A 24,061-nucleotide genomic window follows, 5' to 3' on the forward strand; every position below is an offset into this window, starting at 1 on the left:
ATGCTTTTCGATGGCCTGCTGGATGCCAGGATAGCAGTCGCGGAGTCTTCGATCGGCTCCGCGACCTTTGTTCTTATGCCGGAAGAGACGGTCGCCATGCGTGGCGCCGTTCTTTCGCGCCAAAACGAGTTCGCGGCGGGACGTCATTGCGCCCGTGTTGCAATGGCAGAGCTCGGTAGACATGGTCTGGCCGTCGCCATGGGCGGCGATCGCGCGCCGATTTGGCCCGATGGGCTGGTGGGAAGCATCAGCCATTGCGGATCATGGTGCGCAGCCGCTGTGGCCCGTATAGCTGATGGGTTCGCCGCAATCGGCATCGATATCGAAGCGGCAGGACCGCTTGAGATCGACCTTGCCAAGGAGATTTGCACCAACGGCGAACGGGAATGGTTGGCGGCGATGCCGGAGGCCAAGCGCGGACTGTTGCTGGCGGCCATATTCAGCGCCAAGGAAGCCACCTACAAATGCCAGTACGCCTTGACCGGCAAGCTGATCGACTTCCAGGCTCTATCCATAGAGTTCGACCTGGAAGACAGCCGCTTTCAGGCTCGATTCGAGATCGACGTTTTGCCCTATAAGGTCGGAGACACTTTGCCCGGCGCTATCAGGTTCGGCGCGGAGCATATTACGACAGCTGTCGTCGTTCAGCGGTGACCATTGCCTTCAGGCGTGCCGCTGCATCCGGCTCAACAATTCCCTGATAAAAAGATGCGCCAGCGGCGGTACCGCAAAGAGATAGCGCCGCCACAGACGCTTCGGATCCGATCCAAGCCGGTGAGCCCATTCAAGGCCGGCATGGCGCATCCAGAGCGGTGCACGCTTCTTGGTTCCGATCAGGAACTCGAGCGATGCGCCGATGCACAGGCCGATGCCTGATGCGTCTGGCCGCTGGGCAAGTGCGTGCGCGATCTTTTCCGACTGCGGCGATCCGATTGCTATGAAGACGAAACGGGCGGGTTCCGCCGCAATGAAGTCGACACACGCCTGCAGGGCCACCGGATTGTTGATGACGCCTTTCGGCGGTACGTGGGCGCGAAAACGGATATTCGGATAGGCGACTTCCAATTGCTCTACGATGGCGGTGTCAGCCGCGATCAACGTAATGAGATCGCCATCCTTTATCACGCTCTTGAAAAGCCGGGCCGTCAGGTCCGATCCCGTCACCAGCGGCAAATCGAGTGAAAGCGCGTGCGCTAGCGTGGAGATCGGCCGGCTGTCGCAGAGCGAAATCCAGGCGTCGTCGTAGCATTGTGCCAGCAGGCGATCGCCGCTCAGGCGTACAACATGATCGACATTCGGGGTGACCACATAGCGAAACTTCGTTCGAACCTCGCTGGTTTCAACAAGGTCGATCGCCGCATCCTGAGCCAGGCCGTCGAACGGCGCCCCAAGGAAGTAGTGGCGCGCATGAAGCCCGGAGTAATCCTTGCCGCCCGAGGGCATTTGCGTTGCTGGCATGAAAATCCCTTGCAGATGAACACACGCCAGCCTCCACGCGCGCGGCTACGCGGCGAGATGGCAAGCTTCTGTTTTATTTGGCGATTCCAGACTATTGAATTGTGCCGACAGTGCAATTGTCCGAGCGTCAGCAATTGGAAGTAAATGTGGTGGCAGTTGCTGTGTTCACGAGGGCGCATATCGTCCGATATCATCACAAAGCATTACGTGACAGCGTTGGCGATATTTGCGCACTCTATGCTATGAAGGCGGTAGATGCTTCCGCGCGTTGTGAGTTGAGAGGGGCAATACTATGATTGGAATGGCAGTACTGTACGTTTCAGCAATACTGGCTGTAATTGTTTCAATTCCCGTTCTAATCTTCGCTATTGAATGTATTGTAGGGAGCTTGCCGTCAAAGCCGCGGCCAAGCCGTGGGATTACCATACGCCCGCCCGTGGCCGTGCTGATGGCAGCCCACAACGAGAGCCTTGAAATTGCCGAGGCGCTGAAAAGTATCAAGGCGCAGATGCGCGAAGGCGATCGCCTCGTCGTTGTTGCCGACAATTGCACCGACGATACCGCCGAAATTGCACGCGGGATCGGCGCGGAGGTTGTCGAGCGATTCGACAATGAACGGCGCGCCAAGGGATATGCCGTGGATTTCGGCGTGTCCTACTTGCGCCAGTCACCGCTGCCGGTGATGGTCATCATCGACGCGGACTGCAAACTGGGCGAAGGCGCGCTCGATCGTCTGGTGGCTGATGCCTTTGCGAAGCAGCGACCGATCCAGGGCCGCTATGTCCTGTTTGCGCCTCCGGGATCGGGAATTCATCTGGCGGTCGCGCAGTTTTCCTTCCATCTCAAGAACCATGTTCGGCTTCGTGGTCTAACGCGGCTCGGGCTTCCCTGCCTGCTGACCGGCTCGGGCATGGCCTTCCCGTGGGCGCTCCTGGAAAAGGTAGATCTCGCAACGGGCCACCTTTCGGAAGATACCAAGCTTGGCCTGGATCTCGCCAAGGTAGGGCACAGCCCGACCTTCTGCGAAGACGCGTTGATCGCCAGCCTGTTTCCCTACACGGCCTCGGGCGAGCTGTCGCAGCGTCGCCGTTGGGAAGGCGGCCATCTCCGGATGCTGCGCAAGTCGCTGCGTGAACTGCTGCGCCCATCGACATGGATGAATGGCGGCTACCTGACGCTCGTGCTCGACATCGCCGTGCCGCCGCTCACCTTGCTCTTTACCATCGTCACCGGATTGCTGATCGCCGGGGCTGCGCTTGCGATGGCCGGGCTTGGGTATTTCGCGCTCTTCATGGCGATCGCTGACATCGCCCTGTTGCTGGCAGCCCTTGTCGCGACCTGGTACGCGCACGGTCGGGATGTGCTTCCGGCGCGCAACCTTTTTGCCATTCCCCGCTACGCCGCCGCGAAGTTCATGCTGTATCCGCGTATGCTGTGGGCAGGCCACCCACGTTTCTGGATCAGAACCGATCGCGCACGTCGCGGCTGAGTTCTGGCTTCCCGCGGGTAAGGTCGTATAGAGTCGTTGCAGTTGAAAGGGCCGCGGAATGCCTGATTATCTCAGGGCGCTCATCTACACGCTGATCGTCACGCTGCCGGCCCTTTTTGTCGCCCGACGCGTCGCCGTCCCGACGATCGACGCTCGCGAATTCCGCGTCTGGAGTGTGTGTTGGGTCGCAACCATGGTCGCGGCGTTTCTCGCGCCGAGCTTCATGGTGTTCTCACTGCTGCTCGTCCCGATCTGCATATATGGCAATATCAGCGCAAAACAGCCGCTCTATCTGTTTGTCGTACTGATGTTTGCGGCGCCGTGCTGCTCGGTCCTCTTCGGTATCCCCGGCCTGATGCACAGCATCGTCTATCTGGACCCGCCAAGACTTCTCGTCATTCTTGTCCTGCTGCCTGTAGCGCTTTCGCTGCTGGGTGACCGCGACAATCGTCGCTTGAGCCTCATGGATCTGCTGCTCGTCGGCTATGTCGTGCTGACCGCCTTGCTTGCGACGCGTCTGGTCGGCATGAACGATCTTCTTCGTCAGTTGGCCTCCAACGTCTTGACGATGGTGATCCCGTATTTTGTGTTCAGTCGGGCAATACGGTCGAAGGAGGATGTCAATCGGCTGCTCCTTGCTTTTGTCGTTGCGTCCATGCCTCTTGCGACGCTCGGAGTTTTCGAAGTTCTGAAGGGTTGGCGCGTCTACGTGACCATTCTCGACAGGTGGGAAATTCCGATGCTGACGGCCTACCTGTTTCGCGACGGCATGCTGCGCGCGTCCACGAGCGCGATCGAGTCCATAGCCTTCGGCTTTCTCTGCATGACCGGAACCGCATGCCTATTCCTCCTGAATACCGGTCGCTCCGATATCTGGCGCAAAGCCGCCATCGGCATAATGCTCTGCGGTTTGCTTTCAAGCCTGTCGCGCGGACCCTGGCTTGGCTTCGCACTCTTCCTGGCGATCCTGTTCGGCGCCAATCTCAAGGCATCGTTCAAATATGTGGCTCTCGGAGCCGCGGCGGTCGTGGTCGTGCTACTGTCGTCGCCTTCGCTCATGGGGCGCTTCGTGAACCTCCTGCCTTTCGTCGGTTCAGCGGACAAGGGCAGCGAATCCTACCGATCCGAGCTATTTGAGCGATCACTGATGGTCATCCAGCGCAATCCGCTGTTCGGATCTGTCAACTTCATGAAAGCCCACGAGCTGCAGGCGATGATACAAGGGCAGGGCATCATCGACATCGTGAACACCTACCTGCAGATTTCCCTCGAATTCGGGCTGATAGCGCTTGCGCTCTTCGTCGCGTTCTTTGGCCTGGTCACGGCCAAGCTGGCGATCATGTCGCTGCGGACGCCCACGCTGGAGATCAATCATCTCGGCGTTGCAGCGCTGCTCCTGGCGATACTGTTCACCATCGCGACGACAAGCAGCGTCACCGTCATCCCCTACATCTACTGGACAGTTGCCGGGCTTGCGGTCGCACTCATCCGCAAGGCGCCAGTGGTCGTGCCACCGCCGCGGATGCGCGTGGTTGGTGCTCGGTTCTAGCTTAGCGTTTCTTGTTCACCGTCGATCGAGGTCGATCTGGCTCGTGACGACCTGCTTTCCCGATTGGGGATCGCGGTCGACCGTCGTGATGCGGATCGAGTTGTCGTCGACGCGCTGGATCGTCATGTTGGCGTTGCGATCACCATTGATGATTTTGGACCAGCGAACATCGAGCTTGATCGCATTGCCCGCGCGGCTGCCGCTGAGCGCCGAAACGCCACCCGACGGACCGATGTAGCGCCCGGCGTAGCGGCTGCCTGTTGTCTTGATCTCGGCCGACACGGCCTTCGAGACAACGATCAGTCCTCGGCAGGTGCCGTTCATCGACAGTTCCTGGCCGGTTGCGCGAGACTTGAAACTGCAGTCAAGATTGATGGGGGACGACGATGTGGTCCGTTTCATGCTCCCGTGGCCGGTCCAGTCTCCAGCCAGGGTTTTCAGAAAGGGCTCTTCATTGGCAGCGCCGAGGCTGGCGCTGCAGCAGAGCGCCAGCCAGGCCACGGAAATTGGCAAAACGTGCTTCATCTGATTCTCCCCAGATAAGGCCAGAAATGCAGTAGATCGTACTTGGTTCCCTCTGCGGCGGCGTGATCAGCCGCCGCGTCTCGTTCGTCGTTAAGCTATGGAAAGGCTTAGACGTGCTGCTTCGCCAAGCACAATATCGATTGTTCCCGGCGCTGTCAGTTCAATTGCACCGCAAAGCGTGCCAGTCGTGATGAGATCGCCGCTTTTCAACGAGGTTCCGGGCCGGAGTCGGTCGTTGGCATAGTCGAGCAGCCAGGTGAGCACGTCGCCCTTCGGATGTCTGGCGTTGCCGTCGTAGATCGTCTGACCGTTATGGGTGACGCGAAGCGGCGTCTCTCCGACAGAGTCGATCACGTCCTTCGGTACCGACGGGCCCAAAACGTAGCCACGGTTGCCGATGCGGTCGGCGAGGTAGAGCAGGAAGGAAATCTGGCCGTTCTCCTCAATGCTGCTCGCGAGCAGTTCGGCTCCGAGGTAAGCGTCACCGATCGCGGCAAGGATGTCGGAGCGAGAATAGCTGCCGTCCTTGCGCACCGGCAGGTCCTTGCTGAGTCTAACAGCGATCTCGGCCTCAAACTTGATGCCACCGACCCAGGCAATCGTGGCGCCGGAGTTGGCTTCGGAATAGGGATGCAGCGGCGCCGTTACCGGTTGGCCATCTGGCGACATCGCGACTTTCCAGGCTCTCGACGAAATTCGCTCCTGCGCGGCGAGGAAATTCTGCGCGTCCATCGCCTCTTGCAGGGTCGCCGGCAGCGTGAACTCTGCGGTTCGTGCCTTCCGGGCATTCTTCTGCAGATCGTACAGTCGCGATGCCAGGGCCCTCGGATCGAAACCCTCGGTCGATGAACTTGTCATTTTGTTTGCTTCCTCACCTAGAATGGAAGCACGACCTTATCGGCATTCGGTTTGCCCGCAAAGTCCTTCTGCAGGCACCGCTATGCGACAGCCGAACACCAGCCTTGCCGATAGGCTCGCAGGCCCGGAATTTCACGGGGCGTAACGACCTTCTTGGCGCCCGGTACCGGTTTGACGCCCGCGAGAAGCGCAGCACCGGCGCTCGTGCCCGTCGACCCTGGGATGGCGATCACCTCGCGACCGGTCAGGCTGGCGAGCAGCTCCAGATAGGTCGTATTCAGCGAGAATGGGCCTTCAACAACAATTGGACCATCGGCACCGATCAGACCAAGGCAGGCCTCGGTCATCAACGCCAGATAGAGGCACACACCTGCATGGCGCTCTTCCACTGACGCGCCTTCGGCGTCGATCCAGCGGCTTTGCTGTCCGGGAAAGGGACCCGATCCTGAGGCGACGTTGGGAAGCAGCATGATGCCTTTGCCGATCGCTGTGGCAACCGCGCCGCCGGCATCGTCGGAACTAACAGGCCCGATTTCAGCGGAAAGCAGTTCGAACTCACGCCCACCCATGAAGCGGGAGGAGGGCACTGCTCTGCCGTAGGCGTCGACGTTGGCGAGCGTATCGCGGCTCGGGTCGAGATGATCGAGATCGCCGCCGACACCGAAATTGATCACCCAGGTGCCGGTCGAGACGACGGCAAAGGGGGCTGCCCGGTCGACAAGATGCGGCAAGAGCGATGCATTCGAATCGTGAATACCGCAATAGACCGGCACCTCAACGGTCAAGCCAATTGTCTCGGCAACTTCCGGCAGGACTGGCCCTAGGGCGTCGAAAGCCGAGCGGATCGGCGCCATCAAATCGCGAATACCAAGCGTGTCGACGAGCGAGGAATAGCGACCTTCACGCGGGTTCCACAGGTCGGTGTGGCAACCGAGCGAGGTAACCTCATTCGACAAGACTCCGGTCAACCGAGCGGTCCAGTATTGCGGGTAGGTTACGATGGTGGCGACCTCCGCGAAAAGGTCGGGAAACGCCTTCTTCTGGTAGTGCAGCTGTGCGCCGATATTGAGACCCATCGCCTGGTGCGGCGAGAAGGTTTCCTCGAAGGACGGGCGAAGCTTTCCATAGGCGCTTCGGATTTCCTCGGGATACTCGTGCTCATAGTCGAGAACGGGCATTGCCAGATTTCCCGATGCATCCAGCAGTGCCGCAGATGCTCCGTGCGTCGTCACCGAAATCGCGTCGAACCCGGGCTCCTTGGCAAAGGAGCGGAGAGCGTCAATCGCAAAGGCCCACAGGCGGTCGGTAGCGTAGTGCGGATAAATCCCGTCCTTGAGGACCGCATTTGGTGTCTTCGCCTGGGCGATCTCGGTGCCGGTGGCGCTGTCGAGAACGACGACCTTGGCGTTTGTCTTGCCGATATCAAGAACGGCGATGCGCGGATTTGTCTGCGTTGTCATGGCATGTGGAAGACGGTGACGAGATCGCTCTGGACGGGAGAATTGTCCGGGTTGGTCGCCATGATGTCCCCCATATGCGCCCACCACTTCTTCATGACGGGGTGCTCGGGCAGGCTCGCCATGGTGTTGTCGCTCGTGCGCGTCAGAACGCCGAAGAGCGTGTTGGTCTCGCGGTCCAGGTGGATCGAGTAGTCGCTGGCGCCCGACTGGTGCAGCAGATCGACCAGCTCTGGCCAGATTTCGTCATGACGCTTCTTGTACTCGGCTTCCATGCCGGGATTGAGCGTCATCTTGAAGGCGTGCTTTTCCAAGGTCATTTGGAGCTCATGGCTTTGATGCGGCGGGCGATGATCGGGATCGCGATGGTGATGATCAGCAGCAGGCCGATGAAGATCGACATGACGATGCCGGGCACGTTGAGGAGACCGAGGCCGAAGGTGACGAGGCCCATGACGAAGGCCGCGATGACGACGCCGCCGATCTTGCCGGAACCGCCGAGGATCGAGACGCCGCCGAGAACGACCATGGTCACGACTTCAAGCTCCCAGCCCTGCGCGATCGACGGACGGGTCGAGCCGAGACGCGAGGTCAGGCAGACCGAGGCGATGCCGCTCATTACGCCGGTCAACACGAAGAGAATGAACTTCACGCGTTCGACCGGGATGCCGGAGAAGCGAGCAGCGAAATCATTGTTGCCGATCGTGTAGACCTGACGGCCGAAGTTCGTCGCGTGCAGGAGGATGGCGAATGCGATCGCCAGCACGATGAACAGCACGAACTCGAAGGAAAAGACCCAGACGACGTAACCCTGGCCGAAGAAGGCGAAGTCCTCAGGGTAGCCACCATAAGCCTGGTCGCCGAGAACGATGTAGGAAATGCCACGAAACAGGCTCATCGTGCCAATGGTCACGACGATCGACGGCAGCTTCAGCACCGAGACCAGGAAGCCATTGAACATGCCACAAAGCAGGCCGACGCCAACGCCGATGGCAACGAGACCGGGCGCTCCGACGCCAGCCTGGGCGGCAGCACCCATGGCTGTCGAAGCAAGCGCAATGATGGCCGCGACCGACAGGTCGATCTCACCTGAGATGACGAGCAACGCCATCGCAAAGGCGATCATCGCCTTTTCGGTGAAGTTGAAAGTCGCGTCGGACAGGTTCCAGGCATCCAGGAAGTAAGGCGATGCCAGCGAATTGAAGATGAAGATCAGGACCGCGACACCGAAGAGCAGGACTTCCCAGCTCGACATGATGCGCTTGAACGGCGTTCCCAAACGATCCGGGATGACGCGCTTTTCGGCGGGCGTGGAAACGACGGTGCTCATGCTGCCACCTCTGCTGGGGTCTCTGCCGCGGCCTTGTCACGCAGGATGATGCGGCCGCGATTGCGCTCGCGCCTTGCGTTGAAGACGACGGCGAGGATGATCACGGTGCCGGAGATCGCCATCTGCGTGAACGGCGAGATGCCGATGACGGGCAGCGCGTTCTTGATGACGCCGAGGAAGAGGGCGCCGAGCACCGTGCCGATGACCGAACCCACGCCGCCGGCGATCGAGATGCCGCCGATGACGCAGGCCGCAACGCTGTCGAGCTCGAAGCCGTTGGCGATATCGACGTAGGCAACCGCGTAGCGCGACACCCAGAGATAGCTTGCAAGACCTGCCAATGCGCCTGAGAGAACGAAGGCGAGGAACTTCGTCCAGCCAACATCGATACCGGCATAGACCGCCGCCGTCGGATTGCCGCCTGCCGCATAGGTCGAGCGGCCGAACTGGGTGTATTTCAGCACCACGTAGATCAAGGCGACGATGATGATTGCAGCCCAGCTGAGAACCGGCATACCGAGGACGACCGTGCGCGGAACGTTGAGGAACGTCGGCGTCATCTGGTGCGCGTTGACCCATTCACCGCCCGATAGCACGAAGGCCATGCCGCGATAGATGGTCAGTGTGCCGAGCGTCACGACGATGGGCGGAATTTCGAGTGCCCACACCAGGAAGCCGTTGATCGCACCGAGAAAGGCACCGATCAGGATGGCGGCAAGGATCAGGACGATCAGCGGCAGATCGGGATGGGCCGCATTCAGCATCGCGATCGCCATGCCGGTGAAGGCGAGGTTGGCGGCAACCGAAAGGTCGATCGACTTCGTCAGGATGACCGTCATCTGCGCAAGCGCCAGGATGATCAGGATCGACGTGTCGTTGAAGATGCCGGCGAGGTTAGCAGGCGTCGCGAAGCCCTGGGCTCGCGTCGAGAAGACCGCGATCATCACCGCGATGATGATGAAGAGCAGCGTTTCGCGTTTTTTCAGGAGTCTGGACATGCTGGTACCCTCAAGCGTTACCGGTGGCAGCGCGCACCAGCGTTTCCGGCGTCAGGTCCTTGCGCTCGAAGAGGCCGGCAGACAGGCCCTCCTTCATGACAAGAACCCGGTCGGACATTCCGATGATCTCCGGCAGTTCGGACGAGATCATGATGATGGACAGGCCTTCGGCGGCGAGCTCGCTGATGAAGCCGTGGACGGCAGCCTTCGAGCCGATGTCGATACCCTTGGTCGGCTCGTCGAGAATGATGACCTTCGGCAGCGTTGCCAGCCACTTTCCGATGACCACCTTCTGCTGGTTGCCACCCGACAGCGTTCCGACAGGGACGGAGAGAGCCGCCGCGCGCAGATCGAGGCGCTCGGCATATTTGCGGGCAAGCGCGAATTCGTTGGCGGCCTTCAGGAAGCCCTTGCGCGAGGTGCGCCCGAGCGAAGGCAAGGTCATGTTCTGGTAGATCGGCATCGGCAGCGCCAGGCCATGGCGACCGCGCTCTTCCGGTACATAGACGATGCCCGCCTTGATCGCATCGAGCGGCGAGTTGATGCTAATCTCGCGGCCGTCGAGCGTCAGCTTGCCGGATAGAGGCTTGGTGATGCCGAACAGCGACTGGCAAAGCTCGGAGCGGCCGGCGCCAATCAGGCCATAGATGCCGAGGATCTCGCCTTTGCGCAGCGTCAGCGAAATGTCGCGGAACTCCGTCTGGTGACAGTATTTCTCGACCTGCAGGACCGGGGCGCCGATGGCGACGTCGATCTTCGGGAAGGCATTCTCGACGTCGCGGCCGACCATCAGGCGGACGATGTCGTCCTGCGGCGTGGTCTTCAGCTTGCCGTGACCGACAGCCTTGCCGTCACGGAAGACGACGAAATTATCGGCGATTTCATAGAGCTCGTCGAACTTGTGGCTGATGAAGAGGATCGCCTTGCCCTGCGCCTTCAGGCCTTCGACGATGCGGAACAGATCGTCGATTTCCTTGCGAGACAGGGCCGCGGTCGGCTCGTCCATGATGACGATGCGGGCCTCGATCGAGAGCGCGCGGGAGATCGCCACGAGATGGCGCTGCGCAATCGAGAGGTCCTTCAGGCGGATCGTCGGATCGATATTGCTTTCAAGCGAGGTGAGCAGCGCTTTGGCGCGGCTGTTCATCAGCTTCCAGTCGATCGTGCGGAATTTCGTTCTCGGTGCGTGGCCGAGGAAGATGTTTTCGGCAACCGTCAGCTCGTCGAAGAGCACGGTCTCCTGATGGATGGCGGTCACGCCCGCGTCGATCGCAGCCTGTGCGTTGGCAAACGTCGTCGGCTTGCCGTCGACGATGATCTCGCCTTCGTTCGGCCGGTAGATGCCGGTCAGGATCTTGACGAGGGTCGACTTGCCGGCACCGTTTTCGCCGATCAGGGCGGTGACCTTGCCGGGATAGAGCGCGATGCTGACGTTGTCGAGCGCCTTCACGCCGGGGAAGATCTGCGAGATGCCGCGCATCTCCAGGATGGCGGGTGCATCAGCGGCGTTGACGTCCGCGACAGGTTGTTGAAGGGCAGTGTTCATCAGCGTTTACCAGTGTTCAATGGGAAAGTCCCGGCGGCCTGAACCGCCGGGTTTGGTTCGTCTAAGCGAGGCTTAGAAAACCTTCGAGAACTGGTCGATGTTCGAAGCGTTGTAGATGAACGGATCGGCCATTGCGGCTTCGCCCTTTTCATCAACCTTGATCTTGCCCATGCGGCCAGCTTCGATTTCGGTGCCCGGCTTGCCGGTCGCGTCACCCTTTACGAGGTGATAGGCGATCTGCGTTGCGGAGTAGCCGAGGTCGATCGGGTTCCAGATCGCGAATTCCTTCGTAGCACCTGACTTGATCGCACCGGCCATTTCGGACGGCAGGCCAAGACCCGTTACGTAGACCTTGCCGACGAGACCCTTGTCTTCGACAACCTTGGAAGCGGCCAGAACACCGACCGTCGTCGGAGCGACGATGACCTTGACGTTCGGGTTGGACTTCAGCAGGCCTTCGGCTTCACGATAGGACTTGTCCGAAAGGTCGTCGCCGTAAACGGTGGTGACGAGGTTCAGGCCAGCGAAGTCCTTGAGCTGCTTCTTCATCTGGTCGATCCAGATGTTCTGGTTCGTCGAGGTGGTGGTTGCCGACAGGATGGCGAAATCGCCCTTGCCGCCTTCCAGGTGGTCCTTGACGAGCGTCAGGCACATCTTGCCGATCAGTTCGTTCGACGACGGGTTCAGCTGCAGGATGCGGCCGTCCTTGTTGACGCCGGAATCCCAGGAGATGACCTTGATGCCGCGCTGCTTGGCCTTCTTGAGGGCCGGGATGACAGCATCAGGATCGTTGGCGGAGATCGCGATGGCGTCAACGCCCTGAGCGATCAGCGAGTTGATGACTTCGATCTGGCCTTCGGCCGTCGTCGAGGTCGGGCCGGTGTAGATGACTTCTACGCCGCCGAGTTCCTTGGCTGCTTCCTGTGCGCCCTTGTTGGCGGCTTCAAAGAAGCCGTTGCCGAGAGACTTCACCACCAGGCCGATCTTGATGTCCTTGGCGCTTGCGGCACCTGCCATCAAGGCGACGGCAAAGGCGACGCCCACTGCCAGTGTTTTTGCGAGTTTCATGCCTTATCCTCCCACGTTGTTAAGACTTGACTACATCCTGCCGGCGCCACTCAAGCGACCGACGAGGAATCCTCCTTCACTTGCGAGATCGTGCTCGCAACGACGAGCTTGATGCCCGCATCTTCGATCATCCGGCCGGCTTCCTCGGAAATGCCGTCATCGGTGATAACAGTTGAAACACGGTCGAGCGGGCACAGAATGAGGCTCGACCGGCGGTTAAACTTGCTGGAATCGACCATGACGACGAGTTCGTCGGCCTGGTGCATCAGCTTCTGTTCGCTCTGAATGATCTGCGCGTCGGCTTCCATGATGCCGAGCGGACCGACGCCCTGAGCACCGATGAAGAAACGGCGGGCGTAGAAATTGCGAATAGCGTCGTTGTCGAATGGCGACAGGATCAGGCTCTGCTCGCGATAGATCACGCCACCGGGAACGGTGACGGTGTTCTTCGAGTGCTTGACCAGGTGCTCGGCGATCGCGAACGAATTGGTCATGACCTGCATGCGGTGCGCGGCCATGAAATGCACCATCTGGAAGGTGGTCGTGCCACCATTGATGATGATCGCATCGCCCGGATCGCAGAGATCAACGGCTGCTCGCGCAATTGAGCGTTTTTTGTCGATGTTGACTGATTCTGAAACCCTAAAGGGGCGTCCGGCGAGATTTCCGAGCTGTGGCGGATGCACGGCCTCGGCCCCACCCCGCACGCGCCGGATCTTTCCCTGCACATGGAGGGCCGCGATGTCACGCCGGATCGTCGCCTCGGAAGCCTCTGTCAATTCGGAAATATCCTGAATCGTGACGACAGACTTTTCCTGAACGGCGCTCAATATGATGCGATGGCGTTCGCGTTCGTGCATGGGGTTCCTCCTAGCTTGCTTATTTCGCAGTTGTGACAATGTGTCAATCAAAAACGATCAAGAAATTTCATATTGCGCTGCACAATAATCGAATTTGATCGTTTTCGATTGACAATGGCTATTTCCATGAGCGATACCGTCACCGAAAAGGGGCGCGGAGTTCGTTCGTGCTTCCAAGAAATTTTACATGGGAGGATGACATGGCGGCAACCGTCCGGCTTCTTGATAATCGTTGGGACGATTCATATGCAGCAGGCCTCGATGAGCCTGGAAAGCTGCTTTATCGCTCGAACCTGCTCGGTGCTGACAAGCGCATCACCAACTATGGCGGCGGCAACACCTCTGCAAAGGTCATGGAAACCGACCCGCTGACCGGCGAGAAGGTCAAGGTTCTCTGGGTCAAGGGTTCTGGCGGTGACGTCGGCACCATCAAGCTCGACGGCTTTGCGACCCTCTATCAGGACAAGCTCGACGCTCTGAAGGGTATCTACAAGGGCGTTGAAGACGAAGACCGCATGGTCGGCTTCCTCCCGCATTGCACCTACAACCTGAACAGCCGCGCTGCTTCCATCGATACGCCGCTGCATGGTTTCGTACCGTTCACGCATGTTGACCACATGCATCCGGATGCGATCATCGCGATCGCCGCTTCGAAGAATTCCAAGGAACTGACGCAGCAGATCTTCGGCGCCGACATCGGTTGGCTGCCATGGCGCCGCCCGGGCTTCCAGCTCGGCCTCGACCTCGAAGCCTTCGTCAAGGCAAACCCGAATTCCAAGGGTGTTGTGCTCGAAAGCCACGGTCTCTTCACCTGGGCCAACGATGCCAAGGCTTGCTACGAGCTGACGCTCGACATCATCAACAAGGCGATCGTCTGGTTTGCCGAAAAGACCGAAGGCAAGACGATCTTCGGCGGCGCCGTCGCCAAGAGCCTTCCGGTCGAAGAGCGTCGCGCCATCGCAGCCCGCCTGATGCCCGAAATCCGCGGCCGCATCGGCAAGGCGGAGCGCAAGCTCGGCCACTTCGACGATCAGGACGCCGTTCTCGAATTCGTCAACTCGAAGAACTTGGCACCGCTCGGCGCGCTCGGCACCAGCTGCCCGGACCACTTCCTGCGCACCAAGATCCGCCCGCTGATCGTCGACTTCGACCCGGCGAAGCCGGATGTCGATGCGATCGTTGCCGGTCTCGACAAGGCGCTCGAAGACTACCGCGCCGACTACGCGCGCTACTACAACGATTGCAAGCATGACAACTCGCCCGCCATCCGCGACGCGAACCCGGTCATCTTCCTCGTTCCCGGCGTCGGCATGCTGTCCTTTGCCCGCGACAAGGCAACCGCCCGTATCGCCAGCGAATTCTACGTCAACGCCATCAACGTCATGCGTGGCGCGTCGACCGTCTCCGAGTATCAGGGCCTGCCTGAACAGGAAGCCTTCGATATCGAATACTGGCTGCTTGAGGAAGCCAAGCTTCAGCGCATGCCGAAGCCGAAGAGCCTGGCCGGCAAGGTTGCCTTCGTCACCGGCGGCGCCGGCGGCATCGGTCGCGCAACGGCTGCGCGCCTGATCGGCGAGGGCGCCTGCGTGGTTCTGGCCGATATCGACCAGGAAGCCCTCGACAACACCAAGGCCGATTTCGCCAAGCAGTTCGGCGCCGATGCCGTTCGTGGCGTCAAGCTCGACGTGACCAAGGAAGACGGCGTGATCTCGTCCTTCGCGGAAGCCTGCGTCGAGTTCGGTGGTGTCGATATCCTCGTCTCGAACGCTGGTATCGCTTCGTCCGCGCCGATCGAAAGCACCGAGCTTTCGATGTGGAACAAGAACATCGACATCCTGGCGACTGGCTACTTTCTCGTTTCGCGCGAAGCCTTCCGCCTGTTCCGCAAGCAGAACCTCGGCGGGAACGTTGTGTTCGTCGCTTCCAAGAACGGCCTGGCATCGTCGCCGAATGCCGCTGCATATTGCACGGCCAAGGCTGCCGAGATCCATCTCGCCCGTTGCCTGGCGCTGGAAGGCGCAGAAGCCGGTATTCGCGTGAACACCGTTAATCCGGATGCGGTTCTTCGCGGATCGAAGATCTGGAACGGCGAGTGGCGCGAACAGCGTGCGGCATCGTCGAAGATCGAGATCAACGAGCTGGAGGAGCACTACCGCAAGCGCTCCATGCTGAAGCTCAACGTCTTCCCTGAAGACATCGCCGAAGCGATCTACTTCCTGGCGTCCGATCTGTCGGCAAAGTCCACCGGCAACATCATCAACGTCGATGCCGGCAACGCGCAGAGCTTCCCGCGCTAAGTCAAATTGCTGCGGCGGGCGTCATGCCCGCCGTGTCTCATCCAAATATCTCGGGAGGAACTCATGGCCGAGTCCAAAATCGCGCAGGATGTGATTGCGCAGGAAAACGACAAGCGCGCATCCGCGCTCAAATCCGATTACGAAGCGCTGGGCGCCAATCTTTCGCGCCGTGGCGTCGACATTGAGAACATCACGCGCCGCGTATCCGAATTCTTCGTCGCCGTTCCGTCCTGGGGCGTCGGCACGGGCGGCACGCGCTTTGCCCGCTTCCCCGGCACCGGCGAACCGCGCGGCATCTTCGACAAGCTGGACGACTGCTCCGTCATCAACGAGCTGACACGCGCCACGCCGAATGTCTCGCTCCACATTCCGTGGGACAAGACCGACGTCAAGGACCTGAAGGCAAAGGGCGATCAGCTCGGCCTCGGCTTCGACGCGATGAACTCCAACACCTTCTCCGACGCGCCCGGCCAGGCCCATTCCTACAAGTATGGTTCACTCAGCCACACCGACGCGGCAACGCGCGCGCAGGCCGTCGAGCACAACATCGAATGCATCGAGATCGGCAAGGCGATCGGCTCCAAGGCGCTGACCGTCTGGGTCGGCGATGGCTCGAACTTCCCGGGCCAGAGCAACTTCACGAAGGCCTTCGAACGCTACCTCGCCTCGATGGCCGACATCTACAAGGCACTGCCTGACGATTGGAAGCTGTTCTCCGAGCACAAGATGTATGAGCCGGCCTTCTACTCGACGGTCGTACAGGACTGGGGCACCAACTACCTGATCGCCCAGACGCTTGGCCCGAAGGCGCATTGCCTTGTCGACCTCGGCCATCATGCGCCGAACACCAACATCGAGATGATCGTTGCCCGCCTGATCCAGTTCGGCAAGCTCGGCGGCTTCCATTTCAACGACTCGAAGTATGGCGACGACGACCTCGATGCTGGCGCGATCGAGCCGTACCGCCTGTTCCTCGTCTTCAACGAGCTGGTCGAGGCCGAGCAGCGCGGCGTCAACGACTTCAACCCGGCCCACATGATCGACCAGTCGCACAACGTGACCGACCCGATCGAGAGCCTGATCAACAGCGCCAACGAAATCCGCCGCGCCTACGCGCAGGCGCTGATCGTCGACCGCAAGGCGCTCGCCGGCTTCCAGGATGAGAACGACGCGCTGATGGCAACCGAAACGCTGAAGCGCGGTTACCGCACCGACGTCGAGCCGATCCTGGCCGAAGCCCGTCGCCGTGCCGGTGGCGCGATCGATCCGGTCGCGACCTACCGCGCCAGCGGCTACCGTAAGAAGGTCTCCGCAGAGCGCCCGGCTTCCGCTGCCGGCGGCGGCGGCATCATCTAAGCCTCAGCCTCCCAAGGCATTTTACAGGGCCGCTGTCGACGAGACAGCGGCCCTGTTGCTTTTACGGCTTCCACTGGCCGGCGATCTGCCGGGTCGCGATATTGAGCCGGTTCCAGACGTTGATGTTGGCAATCGCGATTACCAGCGCTCCGAGGCTTTTTCCGTCGAAGTGCCGCGCGGCTTCGTCCCAGATGTCGTCGGGCACGGGGTCGGCGCGATCGCTGACGCGGGTGACGGCTTCCGTCAACGCAAGGGCGGCCCGTTCCGCATCTGTGAAATAGGGTGTGTCCCGCCAGGCGCTGACGGCAAACAGCCGCTCGTCGGTCTCGCCCGCCTTCTTCGCGATCCGCGGATGTCCATCGATGCAGACACTGCATCCGTTGATCTGGCTGGCGCGCAGATTGACCAGTTCCAGCAGGATCGGCGACAGGCCTGATTTTGCCGGTATCGATCCGAGCGCGTGCAACGCCTGCATCGTTTCCGGAACGACGACGGCTGGGTTTCCCATTCTTGCTTGCATGATGTCTCTCCTTGATGTGTTTTCCAATGACGCCGCCGGCCGTGCCTTGTCACATCGGCCGTGTTTCGTTCGTCATGGAGTTGACGGAACAGGCGGGAGGAATGTGACAATGAATGAGAAAAATTGGTTGGCGGGGGAATTCGAGGCGAACCGGGCGCATCTTGGCGCTGTCGCCTTTCGCATGCTCGGCTCCCGGACGGAGGCCGACGACGCGGTTCAGGAGGCGTGGTTGCGGCTCGGCCGGTCGGACTCGCAAGCGATCGACAATGTCGGTGGTTGGCTGACGACCGTTGTGGCGCGCATCTGCCTCGACATGCTGCGCTCACGAAAGGCACTGCGAGAGGATCCGTTCGATCCGCCGGCGCACGAGCATGTTGCCGATACGTCGAGAACGACAGATCCGGAACGCGAAGTTGTCCTTGCCGACTCCGTCGGCGTGGCGCTTCTGATCGTCCTGGAGACGTTGGCGCCGGCGGAACGCATAGCATTCGTCCTGCACGATATGTTCGATCTGCCGTTCGACGATATCGCGCCGATCATCAATCGCTCATCGATGGCAACGCGCCAGCTCGCCAGTCGCGCCCGCCGGCGCGTTCAGGGGCGGACCGATGCTCCGGAGGCGGACACGTCCCGCAAGAAACAAATCGTCAACGCGTTCCTCACAGCCTCGCGGCTCGGCGATATCGGCGCGCTCCTCTCGATCCTCGATCCGCAGGTGGTCTTCACGCCGGATGCGACTGCGATGCGCTATGGGGCCTCTCAAGGCGAGCTTCGCGGCGCGACCGCCGTTGCCGATACCTTCAAGGGCCGCGCCCAGGGGGCGCAGCCGGCGCTCATCGATGGCGAGTTCGGGCTTGTGGTCGTGGTGGGAGGACGATTGCACGTCGTACTGCTCCTCACGTTCGACGGCGAGAAAATCGCCGGAATCGATGCCGTTGCCGATCCGGAATATCTCGGAAAGCTGCGCTACGAGTTGATCTGAGAGTATCGCCCAAATGGAAAGAGCCGCCGCTTGGTCAGCGGCGACTCTTACTGGGGCAGGGAAACGCCCGAAACTTCAGCAAAAGCTGCACATGGCAGCCGGATTGTTGGAAATCACGTTCAGAAATTTGCCCACCGGAGAGGTTCGCTGCTCGCGCTTCCTGGCGGCCGTCTCGAGAAGGCGCTTGAAATCGTCGAGTTTCACGCCGTCGGCGCGGAGCACCATGGCGATCAGGGGATCACGAAGGGCTTCGGTAATGGTCAGGTCGTCTCTGGTCTTGCTCATGGTTTGCCTCCTTTCGTGGGCTGTAGCCCGTGTTCCACTTCAGTCGCATATTCATCGACATTGACTTTTGCGAAGGGTGGTGTTACCGGTAAGTAACAATGCATTTGTTACCGATCGGTCACATGGATGTCAAGGACCTTGTCCGCAAAAAAATCTGAAACTTTGAGCCTGCTGTCTCCCGCAAATACCGACGAGAAAATCCCGCCCAGGGAGCGTATCGTCTCGACCGCCGCCGAGCTTTTTCGAGAGCATGGCATCCGCGGGATCGGCGTGGACGCAATCGCAGACGCCGCTTTGACCAACAAGATGACGCTCTATCGCCACTTCGGCTCCAAGGATGAGTTGGTCTGCGAAACGCTTCGTCGTGCCTCGGAAAAAGCCGAAGCGATCTGGCGCGATCTTGAAACCGCTCACCCTGATGACCCCAAGGGGCAACTCAGGGCTTGGGTCGAAGCGCGAACGCAAAGTCTTTGCGGCGAACACGTCGGTTGTGATCTTGCGAATGCAGCGATCGAGCTGAAAGGTGAGGGGCACCCCGCCTATGGCGTGATCGAGCGCCACAAGGCCGAACAGCGCGACAGACTCGAGGCGCTCTGTCTTGCAGCCGGCGCGCGCGAACCCAAACTATTGGCAGATACATTGACGCTCCTTCTGGAAGGCGCTCGCGTCACGCGCCAGGCGATGGGCAACGACACATGTTGCAATCATTTCTCCAAGGCCTGCAACGCTGCCATGGCCGCTTTTGCCTAGCTGGCACTTCACCGGAACCTGAGCCAATCCCATGCGTTTTCACGATAAGTGAAACCATGGGACGCCGGGCAGCGATGAACTATAGCTACCTCCATCGCCTCTACGCAAAGCGAGCGGAACTAGAGGCAAAGCTTGAGCTCTACGATGCACGCGACTGCTTCGGAGACGACGACATGAACGATGGTACCGGTGACGAGTTGCGTGACCGGCTAAGCGAGGTGTACGACGAGATCGAGCAGCTCGAGCATTCGTCGGCCGGTTAACCGCGCGCATCCAGCAACTCGATAGTCCTCGTGTCGAAGGCGCCATCGTAGAATTGCTCAATGACCTTGTGAAACGCAGAGCCATGATCGCTAATGGCCGCAAACAGCGTCATCGATGAGCGCAATTTGACGTCATCAGGCGAGCCGAAGATGTCGTGAGCCGATTGTCCCTTTATCGCCAGAACGGCATCGACGCATCGATGTAGCCTGGGTCCCAAGATAGGGTCGGCCAGGAACGCGCCAGCCTCCTCGATCGAACGGATCGCATATTTCTCCGCCATGAGGGAGGATCCCAGCCCGGCAATCTGCGGAAAGATGAACCACATCCAGTGTGACCGCTTTCTCCCCGTCTGGAGTTCGCGCAAGGCCTTGTCGTAAACTTCATTCTGCGCGTCGATAAAGCGGTCTAGGTCGAAGTCTATCGTCATGGTGCACCTCCGGGAGGTTAATTGTGGTGATCGATCACAAAGTTCAATCCGAGGGGCAACTGACGCTAAACGCGGCTTATCGCTCTCTTTGTTGAGGCTTGGCGGCTTCGCGTTGTTCCGCATCCCGCAGAAGGTGAGTGTCCAGAAGGCCGAGCGACGCCATCAGGGCGGCGCCGGTGAGGGAGGAAAGCTTGAGCGTCATGCGCATCCGTTGGAACAAACAGCCAATCCTATCGGTAAATTTCGATATATCTTGATTATCGTTATATCGAAATTATATCGACGCACAAACAGCGGCGAAGTCACGACTTCGTCAACACAGGGGTATGGAAGGTGAAGCATCATCACGGCCGCTCGGGTAAGCGACTGTTCGACTACGGAGAGCTCAAGATCCTCCTCGTCGCTATGCTGGCGCAGCGGCCTTCGCACGGATACGAGTTGATCAAGGCAATCGAAGAACGGATGCAAGGCCGCTATTCGCCGAGCCCTGGTGTCATATATCCGACGCTCGCTTGGCTCGACGACATGGGATATGCGCTCGTTGAGGAGGCGATCGGCGGGCGCAAGCGCTATCACCTGACGCCCGAGGGAGAAGCATTTTTCACGGCCAATCGGTCTGCGGCCGAGGAGCTTCTTTCCCGTTCAGCCCCTTCGGAAAACAACGGCGAGTCGATCCCGGATACTTTGGTCCAGCCGATGGAGAAACTGAGCCGGGCCATCAGGCTGCGCACACGCAGGGGGCCGCTCGATGAAATGACCGCGAGGAAGATCGCCGAGCTTATTGACGCAGCGACAAACGAGCTGGAACAGACGTAAGTATCTGCCGGGGGTATGTTGGCAGGAGAATACCGTGGACGAGAAAATGTTGGCAGTGCTCGAGGCCTATCACGAGCTTATTCGGCAGGAGCAAAATACTCCCCGCGAAACGCCGCCCGGCGGCCGCGAGGGCGGCAATGACAGAAGGTTGCGCGCGGTCGGGCCGGAGACTGGTCAGCTTCTGAATATCCTCGCGCGCAGCCTCAAGGCGCCCACAATTCTGGAGCTTGGGACGTCGTTCGGATACTCCGGGATCTGGCTTGCCGATGCGGCACGCGCGTCCGGAGGGCGGGTGATTACGATGGAGCTGCACGCCTATAAGGCGGAGTATGCGAAGGAGATGGCGGCGAAAGCAAATCTTGCCGATTACATCGATTTCAGGATCGGTGATGCCGTTTCAATGATCGCCGACCTGGAGACGATCGACTTCGTTCTCCTCGACCTGTGGAAGGACCTCTACGTGCCGTGCCTGGAGGCCTTTTATCCGAAGCTCAATGCCGGCGCGATCATCGTGGCGGATAACATGCTTCGTCCGGGAGACGACCATATCGCGCATTACGGAAGGACCGTCCGCGCAAAGCCCGGGATCACAAGCGTGCTGTTGCCTGTCGGGGCTGGAATAGAGGTCAGCCGGTTTCAACCGGACTGAGAAGCGGGCATTCGCCCGCGTCTGTTCTTGATGTCAGCCAACAGGTGGGAAACCTCGATCAGAGGTAGTTGACGAGGCTCAGGCTTTGCAGCTTCGAGACCAGCGTATAGGCGGTCTCGAGCTGTGTTTGAAGCGTATTGACCAGTGTCGATGCTTCATAGGTATCCACGCCCTGGAGATCTGTGAGCCGTGTCGTCAGCAGCGAGGACTGCGCATCCAACGCGTCGTTGGCCTTTTCGACACGCTCCTGTGAAAGGCCGAGTACACTCTGTTGGGTCACCAACGCCGAGCTAGCCTGCGAAGCGTAGCTTATTGCCGATGATGTCACTGCGCTCAACGCATCCGCGCTGATGTCCTGCGATCCGATGGCCGAGATGACGGTCGCGGCCAGAGCCAGATACCGCATTCCTTCCGAATTGGCATTTGTTGAGGATGTCACCGTTTCGGATGTGCTGATCCGGCTGGTCATGTTGGTGCTGGAGGCGCTCGACCATCCGCTTGACGAATCTGTCCAGGCGGCTTCGGAGAACATCGGCTCGACGGTATCAGAGATGAATGTCGTCATCTCATCGCCCGTCAGTTCGTTCACCGACTTGCCGAGCCCGGCCGCATAGCTTTGAAGCGCGTCCGAAATCGCAGATGTGACCGATGCACTTTGGTCAGTAAGCGGAGCGACATCCACATTGGTGCCGGCAAACAGGTACTCGCCGTTCACCATCGTATTGGCGCTCGAGATCAGCTGAGAGATCGTGTCGCTCGCCGACTGTTGCGCAACGGTTAGGCTCGTCGAATCCTGGCTACCTTGCAGGGCGGTCAGATTGGAGACGAGCGAGTCCGCGACATCCTGAAGGCTCGAGAGTGCCGACTGGGAGGCGTCAAGACGGACGCTGACGACTGAGTTGTTCGCCTTCAGCGATGCGGCCTGGTCAATCGCGGTGCGCAGATTGATGCTTGTGGCCGCACCCGATCCCAGCGATGCGCCGAGATCGGCATAAGTGCCGGTTGTCGCTTCGGTCGATGCGGTGATCAGACGTGTTTGGGATTGATTGATGGTCTGGCGAAGACTGGTGGCGAGCGCAGTGCTCGAGACGAAAGACAATTTCATGGTTCAGGTCCCCAGGTCGAGCAGCGATTGCAGCATTTCGTTGATCGTGTTGAGCAGCTTGGTCGCGGCCTTGTAGGATTGCTCAATGTCGAGGAGCAGCGTCAGTTCCTCGTCCAGATTGACACCCGTCTCGTTCGAATAGGCCTCGTCGCTGCGGGACAGGGCTGCAGATGTGTTCTCGGCTGCCGATGTCGCACCGCTTCTGTACTCTTCGAGCCAGCCGATCGATGCCGATGCGTAGGACATGATGCTGACGCTGGATGAAAGACCGGCATCGGACGAGAAGCTGCGGGACGTGTCGAGCGCGGAATAGAGCGCGTTCAGGTTATCGGAAAAGCCGCTGTTGCCATCGCTGTTCAGGTCCGTGATTCCGCTGACGGATCCGTCGCGAAGGTTCATCGGGTCGCCGCCTTCGCTGGTGACGACGCTGGAGTTCACCGAGATGGTCGCGGCAATGCCGTTGATGACATCGCTCGACGTCGGCGTTTCACCGTCGGCGCCCGTTGAGGTCGTCCACACGAACAAGCCCGGAACCGTCGTCGTGCCGTCTGTTTCCGAAAAAGCCGAGACAAGAGATTTGGCGATTTCGTCGAGCTGAGCTTGAAACGTCGGAGCGACTTCGTCGCGGAGCTGAAGCAGGGCTTGCAGGCTTCCGTCCGCTGACGTCGTCGAACCCTCCCCGGCCTTCAGCGCGACGCCGTCGACATAGACCGCGTTCCCTTCCGTGCCGGTAACATAGGTGGATGTTGCCTTGAACGTGACGCTACGCGCGGTGGTCTCGAAGAGCGTCGTCCCATCGCTCGTATAGAGCGCCATGTCGTTGTTATCACGCGTCACCGAGGTGACGCCGATGATCGACGAAATCTGCTTCAGCAGCTTGTCGCGCTCATCAAGTGCACTCGACGTATCCGCTCCGGTCGCGGTCGCGACCTTCACGGCATCGTTCGCCGTTTGAAACTGCGAGAGAAGCGTGTTCAGCGTATCGACCTGGGTGGCGATCTCCGCATCGGCGTCCTGCCGAACGGATTGAACGCCGTCGCTGGCTTCATTCAGCGAGTTCGCTAGATCCTGCGCCGCCGTCACAGCCGATTGGGCGGCAATCGTGCTGCTTGGCGACGTCGCGAATGTTTGTAACGCCTCCTGAAAGGAGGCAAGGTATGTGCTTGGGGACGTTTCATAGTCGTTGCCCCCAAGGATCGATCTCAATTGCTCCAGTCCGTCGAGCAAGGTCTGTTGCCCGCTATCGCTCGCATTCGCCTGCAGATACTGCGTCAGCAGCGCATCTTCCTGGGCGCGGGAAACGGCGACGACCTGTGCTCCATCGAGCGAGGTCGTGACCGCTGCTTCCCGGCGCACATAGTCGGTGTTGCTGGAGTTGGCGATGTTGTTGGCAACGATGCTGCTTTGGTAGCTCGTCGTGCTGAATATGCTTTTTGTCGTATTGAGCGCGGCGGACAATGACATGGATGGCT

The 24,061-nt window shown here is 60.0% G+C and carries 26 protein-coding genes; 10 read left to right on the top strand and 16 right to left on the bottom strand.

The window, feature by feature from the left end; genetic code table 11:
- Positions 1 to 654 (top strand): 4'-phosphopantetheinyl transferase family protein, encoded by a 654-nt coding sequence (locus tag FZ934_RS19590; protein WP_153272608.1) that lies wholly within the window; start codon positions 1 to 3, stop codon positions 652 to 654.
- A gap of 9 nt (positions 655 to 663) precedes the next feature.
- On the opposite strand, the gene FZ934_RS19595 is transcribed toward FZ934_RS19590, so the two are convergent.
- On the bottom strand, positions 664 to 1,458 hold the full coding sequence (locus FZ934_RS19595) for a WecB/TagA/CpsF family glycosyltransferase (RefSeq protein WP_246737980.1): 795 nt from the start codon (positions 1,456 to 1,458) through the stop codon (positions 664 to 666).
- Between the two features lie 448 nt (positions 1,459 to 1,906).
- Between FZ934_RS19595 and FZ934_RS19600 the strand changes: the two genes are divergently transcribed.
- Positions 1,907 to 2,947: a glycosyltransferase family 2 protein gene (locus FZ934_RS19600; protein ID WP_194273851.1), complete on the top strand. Its 1,041-nt coding sequence runs from the start codon at positions 1,907 to 1,909 to the stop codon at positions 2,945 to 2,947.
- A gap of 58 nt (positions 2,948 to 3,005) precedes the next feature.
- The gene (locus FZ934_RS19605; RefSeq protein WP_153272610.1) at positions 3,006 to 4,496 is read left to right on the top strand and encodes an O-antigen ligase family protein; all 1,491 of its coding nucleotides are present in this window, start codon (positions 3,006 to 3,008) and stop codon (positions 4,494 to 4,496) included.
- 15 nt (positions 4,497 to 4,511) lie between these two features.
- On the opposite strand, the gene FZ934_RS19610 is transcribed toward FZ934_RS19605, so the two are convergent.
- The 9 genes from FZ934_RS19610 to FZ934_RS19650 all read right to left on the bottom strand — a co-directional run bounded on the left by FZ934_RS19610 (position 4,512) and on the right by FZ934_RS19650 (position 13,138).
- Positions 4,512 to 5,021, bottom strand: coding sequence for a hypothetical protein (locus FZ934_RS19610; RefSeq protein WP_246737981.1), 510 nt, complete (start codon positions 5,019 to 5,021; stop codon positions 4,512 to 4,514).
- A gap of 90 nt (positions 5,022 to 5,111) precedes the next feature.
- Positions 5,112 to 5,879 carry a fumarylacetoacetate hydrolase family protein gene (locus tag FZ934_RS19615; protein WP_153272611.1) on the bottom strand — a complete coding sequence of 256 codons (768 nt, stop codon included), beginning with the start codon at positions 5,877 to 5,879 and terminating at the stop codon, positions 5,112 to 5,114.
- Between the two features lie 80 nt (positions 5,880 to 5,959).
- On the bottom strand, positions 5,960 to 7,339 hold the full coding sequence (locus tag FZ934_RS19620) for an FGGY-family carbohydrate kinase (protein ID WP_153272612.1): 1,380 nt from the start codon (positions 7,337 to 7,339) through the stop codon (positions 5,960 to 5,962).
- Complete coding sequence (rhaM, locus tag FZ934_RS19625; protein ID WP_065692133.1) at positions 7,336 to 7,656, bottom strand: L-rhamnose mutarotase; 321 nt, start codon at positions 7,654 to 7,656, stop codon at positions 7,336 to 7,338. Before rhaM ends, FZ934_RS19620 begins: the two co-directional genes overlap by 4 nt.
- Entirely contained in the window at positions 7,653 to 8,666 is a 1,014-nt protein-coding gene (locus FZ934_RS19630) for an ABC transporter permease (protein ID WP_153272613.1), read from the bottom strand. Before FZ934_RS19630 ends, rhaM begins: the two co-directional genes overlap by 4 nt.
- Positions 8,663 to 9,664 (bottom strand): ABC transporter permease, encoded by a 1,002-nt coding sequence (locus FZ934_RS19635; protein WP_153272614.1) that lies wholly within the window; start codon positions 9,662 to 9,664, stop codon positions 8,663 to 8,665. The genes FZ934_RS19630 and FZ934_RS19635 overlap by 4 nt, the downstream gene beginning before the upstream one ends.
- Positions 9,665 to 9,674: 10 nt before the next feature.
- A complete protein-coding gene (locus FZ934_RS19640) occupies positions 9,675 to 11,210 on the bottom strand; it encodes a sugar ABC transporter ATP-binding protein (protein ID WP_153272615.1) in 1,536 nt (511 codons plus the stop codon).
- 72 nt (positions 11,211 to 11,282) lie between these two features.
- Positions 11,283 to 12,278, bottom strand: coding sequence for a rhamnose ABC transporter substrate-binding protein (gene rhaS / locus FZ934_RS19645; RefSeq protein ID WP_113523904.1), 996 nt, complete (start codon positions 12,276 to 12,278; stop codon positions 11,283 to 11,285).
- Between the two features lie 50 nt (positions 12,279 to 12,328).
- Complete coding sequence (locus tag FZ934_RS19650; RefSeq protein WP_113359672.1) at positions 12,329 to 13,138, bottom strand: DeoR/GlpR family DNA-binding transcription regulator; 810 nt, start codon at positions 13,136 to 13,138, stop codon at positions 12,329 to 12,331.
- A 200-nt stretch (positions 13,139 to 13,338) separates the two neighbouring features.
- On the opposite strand from FZ934_RS19650, the gene FZ934_RS19655 reads away from it, so the two are divergent.
- The gene (locus FZ934_RS19655; protein ID WP_153272616.1) at positions 13,339 to 15,435 is read left to right on the top strand and encodes a bifunctional rhamnulose-1-phosphate aldolase/short-chain dehydrogenase; all 2,097 of its coding nucleotides are present in this window, start codon (positions 13,339 to 13,341) and stop codon (positions 15,433 to 15,435) included.
- 63 nt (positions 15,436 to 15,498) lie between these two features.
- Positions 15,499 to 16,791, top strand: a complete 1,293-nt coding sequence (gene rhaI / locus FZ934_RS19660; RefSeq protein ID WP_153272617.1) for an L-rhamnose catabolism isomerase — start codon at positions 15,499 to 15,501, stop codon at positions 16,789 to 16,791.
- A gap of 61 nt (positions 16,792 to 16,852) precedes the next feature.
- On the opposite strand, the gene FZ934_RS19665 is transcribed toward rhaI, so the two are convergent.
- The gene (locus tag FZ934_RS19665; RefSeq protein ID WP_153272618.1) at positions 16,853 to 17,311 is read right to left on the bottom strand and encodes a carboxymuconolactone decarboxylase family protein; all 459 of its coding nucleotides are present in this window, start codon (positions 17,309 to 17,311) and stop codon (positions 16,853 to 16,855) included.
- Positions 17,312 to 17,420: 109 nt separating this feature from the next.
- Here FZ934_RS19665 and FZ934_RS19670 point away from each other — a divergent pair, with 109 nt between their 5' ends.
- The gene (locus FZ934_RS19670; protein WP_153272619.1) at positions 17,421 to 18,293 is read left to right on the top strand and encodes a sigma-70 family RNA polymerase sigma factor; all 873 of its coding nucleotides are present in this window, start codon (positions 17,421 to 17,423) and stop codon (positions 18,291 to 18,293) included.
- Between the two features lie 75 nt (positions 18,294 to 18,368).
- Here the strand turns inward: FZ934_RS19670 and FZ934_RS19675 are convergent, their stop codons facing one another.
- Positions 18,369 to 18,578 carry a hypothetical protein gene (locus tag FZ934_RS19675; protein WP_153272620.1) on the bottom strand — a complete coding sequence of 70 codons (210 nt, stop codon included), beginning with the start codon at positions 18,576 to 18,578 and terminating at the stop codon, positions 18,369 to 18,371.
- Between the two features lie 126 nt (positions 18,579 to 18,704).
- Here FZ934_RS19675 and FZ934_RS19680 point away from each other — a divergent pair, with 126 nt between their 5' ends.
- Entirely contained in the window at positions 18,705 to 19,328 is a 624-nt protein-coding gene (locus tag FZ934_RS19680; RefSeq protein WP_153272621.1) for a TetR/AcrR family transcriptional regulator, read from the top strand.
- Between the two features lie 74 nt (positions 19,329 to 19,402).
- Positions 19,403 to 19,591, top strand: coding sequence for a hypothetical protein (locus tag FZ934_RS19685; protein ID WP_153272622.1), 189 nt, complete (start codon positions 19,403 to 19,405; stop codon positions 19,589 to 19,591).
- Here FZ934_RS19685 and FZ934_RS19690 read toward each other — a convergent pair.
- Entirely contained in the window at positions 19,588 to 20,019 is a 432-nt protein-coding gene (locus FZ934_RS19690; protein WP_153272623.1) for a DUF1810 domain-containing protein, read from the bottom strand. The two genes, FZ934_RS19685 and FZ934_RS19690, sit on opposite strands and share 4 nt — an antisense overlap.
- A 76-nt stretch (positions 20,020 to 20,095) precedes the next feature.
- A complete protein-coding gene (locus tag FZ934_RS28445) occupies positions 20,096 to 20,221 on the bottom strand; it encodes a hypothetical protein (RefSeq protein WP_281409936.1) in 126 nt (41 codons plus the stop codon).
- A gap of 131 nt (positions 20,222 to 20,352) precedes the next feature.
- On the opposite strand from FZ934_RS28445, the gene FZ934_RS19695 reads away from it, so the two are divergent.
- Positions 20,353 to 20,835, top strand: coding sequence for a PadR family transcriptional regulator (locus FZ934_RS19695; RefSeq protein ID WP_246737982.1), 483 nt, complete (start codon positions 20,353 to 20,355; stop codon positions 20,833 to 20,835).
- Between the two features lie 46 nt (positions 20,836 to 20,881).
- A complete protein-coding gene (locus FZ934_RS19700) occupies positions 20,882 to 21,484 on the top strand; it encodes an O-methyltransferase (RefSeq protein WP_432443678.1) in 603 nt (200 codons plus the stop codon).
- Between the two features lie 58 nt (positions 21,485 to 21,542).
- On the opposite strand, the gene FZ934_RS19705 is transcribed toward FZ934_RS19700, so the two are convergent.
- Together FZ934_RS19705 and flgK are read right to left on the bottom strand one after the other, a co-directional pair.
- Entirely contained in the window at positions 21,543 to 22,589 is a 1,047-nt protein-coding gene (locus FZ934_RS19705) for a flagellar hook-associated family protein (RefSeq protein ID WP_153272625.1), read from the bottom strand.
- Between the two features lie 3 nt (positions 22,590 to 22,592).
- Entirely contained in the window at positions 22,593 to 24,053 is a 1,461-nt protein-coding gene (gene flgK, locus FZ934_RS19710) for a flagellar hook-associated protein FlgK (RefSeq protein WP_153272626.1), read from the bottom strand.
- Positions 24,054 to 24,061 lie beyond the last annotated feature (8 nt).

Source organism: Rhizobium grahamii (assembly GCF_009498215.1).
Classification (GTDB): Bacteria; Pseudomonadota; Alphaproteobacteria; order Rhizobiales; family Rhizobiaceae; genus Rhizobium; species Rhizobium grahamii_A.

Coding starts and splice junctions, on each gene's coding strand:
- rhaI (WP_153272617.1), top strand. CDS start 15,499: ATGGCCGAGTCCAAAATCGCGCAGGATGTGATTGCGCAGGAAAACGAC.
- FZ934_RS19590 (WP_153272608.1), top strand. CDS start 1: ATGCTTTTCGATGGCCTGCTGGATGCCAGGATAGCAGTCGCGGAGTCT.
- FZ934_RS19655 (WP_153272616.1), top strand. CDS start 13,339: ATGGCGGCAACCGTCCGGCTTCTTGATAATCGTTGGGACGATTCATAT.
- FZ934_RS19685 (WP_153272622.1), top strand. CDS start 19,403: ATGAACTATAGCTACCTCCATCGCCTCTACGCAAAGCGAGCGGAACTA.
- FZ934_RS19665 (WP_153272618.1), bottom strand. CDS start 17,311: ATGCAAGCAAGAATGGGAAACCCAGCCGTCGTCGTTCCGGAAACGATG.
- FZ934_RS19600 (WP_194273851.1), top strand. CDS start 1,907: ATGGCAGCCCACAACGAGAGCCTTGAAATTGCCGAGGCGCTGAAAAGT.
- FZ934_RS19635 (WP_153272614.1), bottom strand. CDS start 9,664: ATGTCCAGACTCCTGAAAAAACGCGAAACGCTGCTCTTCATCATCATC.
- FZ934_RS19670 (WP_153272619.1), top strand. CDS start 17,421: ATGAATGAGAAAAATTGGTTGGCGGGGGAATTCGAGGCGAACCGGGCG.
- flgK (WP_153272626.1), bottom strand. CDS start 24,053: ATGTCATTGTCCGCCGCGCTCAATACGACAAAAAGCATATTCAGCACG.
- FZ934_RS19700 (WP_432443678.1), top strand. CDS start 20,882: ATGTTGGCAGTGCTCGAGGCCTATCACGAGCTTATTCGGCAGGAGCAA.
- FZ934_RS19675 (WP_153272620.1), bottom strand. CDS start 18,578: ATGAGCAAGACCAGAGACGACCTGACCATTACCGAAGCCCTTCGTGAT.
- FZ934_RS19595 (WP_246737980.1), bottom strand. CDS start 1,458: ATGCCAGCAACGCAAATGCCCTCGGGCGGCAAGGATTACTCCGGGCTT.
- FZ934_RS19630 (WP_153272613.1), bottom strand. CDS start 8,666: ATGAGCACCGTCGTTTCCACGCCCGCCGAAAAGCGCGTCATCCCGGAT.
- FZ934_RS19705 (WP_153272625.1), bottom strand. CDS start 22,589: ATGAAATTGTCTTTCGTCTCGAGCACTGCGCTCGCCACCAGTCTTCGC.
- FZ934_RS19640 (WP_153272615.1), bottom strand. CDS start 11,210: ATGAACACTGCCCTTCAACAACCTGTCGCGGACGTCAACGCCGCTGAT.
- rhaM (WP_065692133.1), bottom strand. CDS start 7,656: ATGACCTTGGAAAAGCACGCCTTCAAGATGACGCTCAATCCCGGCATG.
- FZ934_RS19610 (WP_246737981.1), bottom strand. CDS start 5,021: ATGAAGCACGTTTTGCCAATTTCCGTGGCCTGGCTGGCGCTCTGCTGC.
- FZ934_RS19650 (WP_113359672.1), bottom strand. CDS start 13,138: ATGCACGAACGCGAACGCCATCGCATCATATTGAGCGCCGTTCAGGAA.
- FZ934_RS19605 (WP_153272610.1), top strand. CDS start 3,006: ATGCCTGATTATCTCAGGGCGCTCATCTACACGCTGATCGTCACGCTG.
- rhaS (WP_113523904.1), bottom strand. CDS start 12,278: ATGAAACTCGCAAAAACACTGGCAGTGGGCGTCGCCTTTGCCGTCGCC.
- FZ934_RS19690 (WP_153272623.1), bottom strand. CDS start 20,019: ATGACGATAGACTTCGACCTAGACCGCTTTATCGACGCGCAGAATGAA.
- FZ934_RS19620 (WP_153272612.1), bottom strand. CDS start 7,339: ATGACAACGCAGACAAATCCGCGCATCGCCGTTCTTGATATCGGCAAG.
- FZ934_RS19680 (WP_153272621.1), top strand. CDS start 18,705: ATGTCAAGGACCTTGTCCGCAAAAAAATCTGAAACTTTGAGCCTGCTG.
- FZ934_RS28445 (WP_281409936.1), bottom strand. CDS start 20,221: ATGACGCTCAAGCTTTCCTCCCTCACCGGCGCCGCCCTGATGGCGTCG.
- FZ934_RS19615 (WP_153272611.1), bottom strand. CDS start 5,879: ATGACAAGTTCATCGACCGAGGGTTTCGATCCGAGGGCCCTGGCATCG.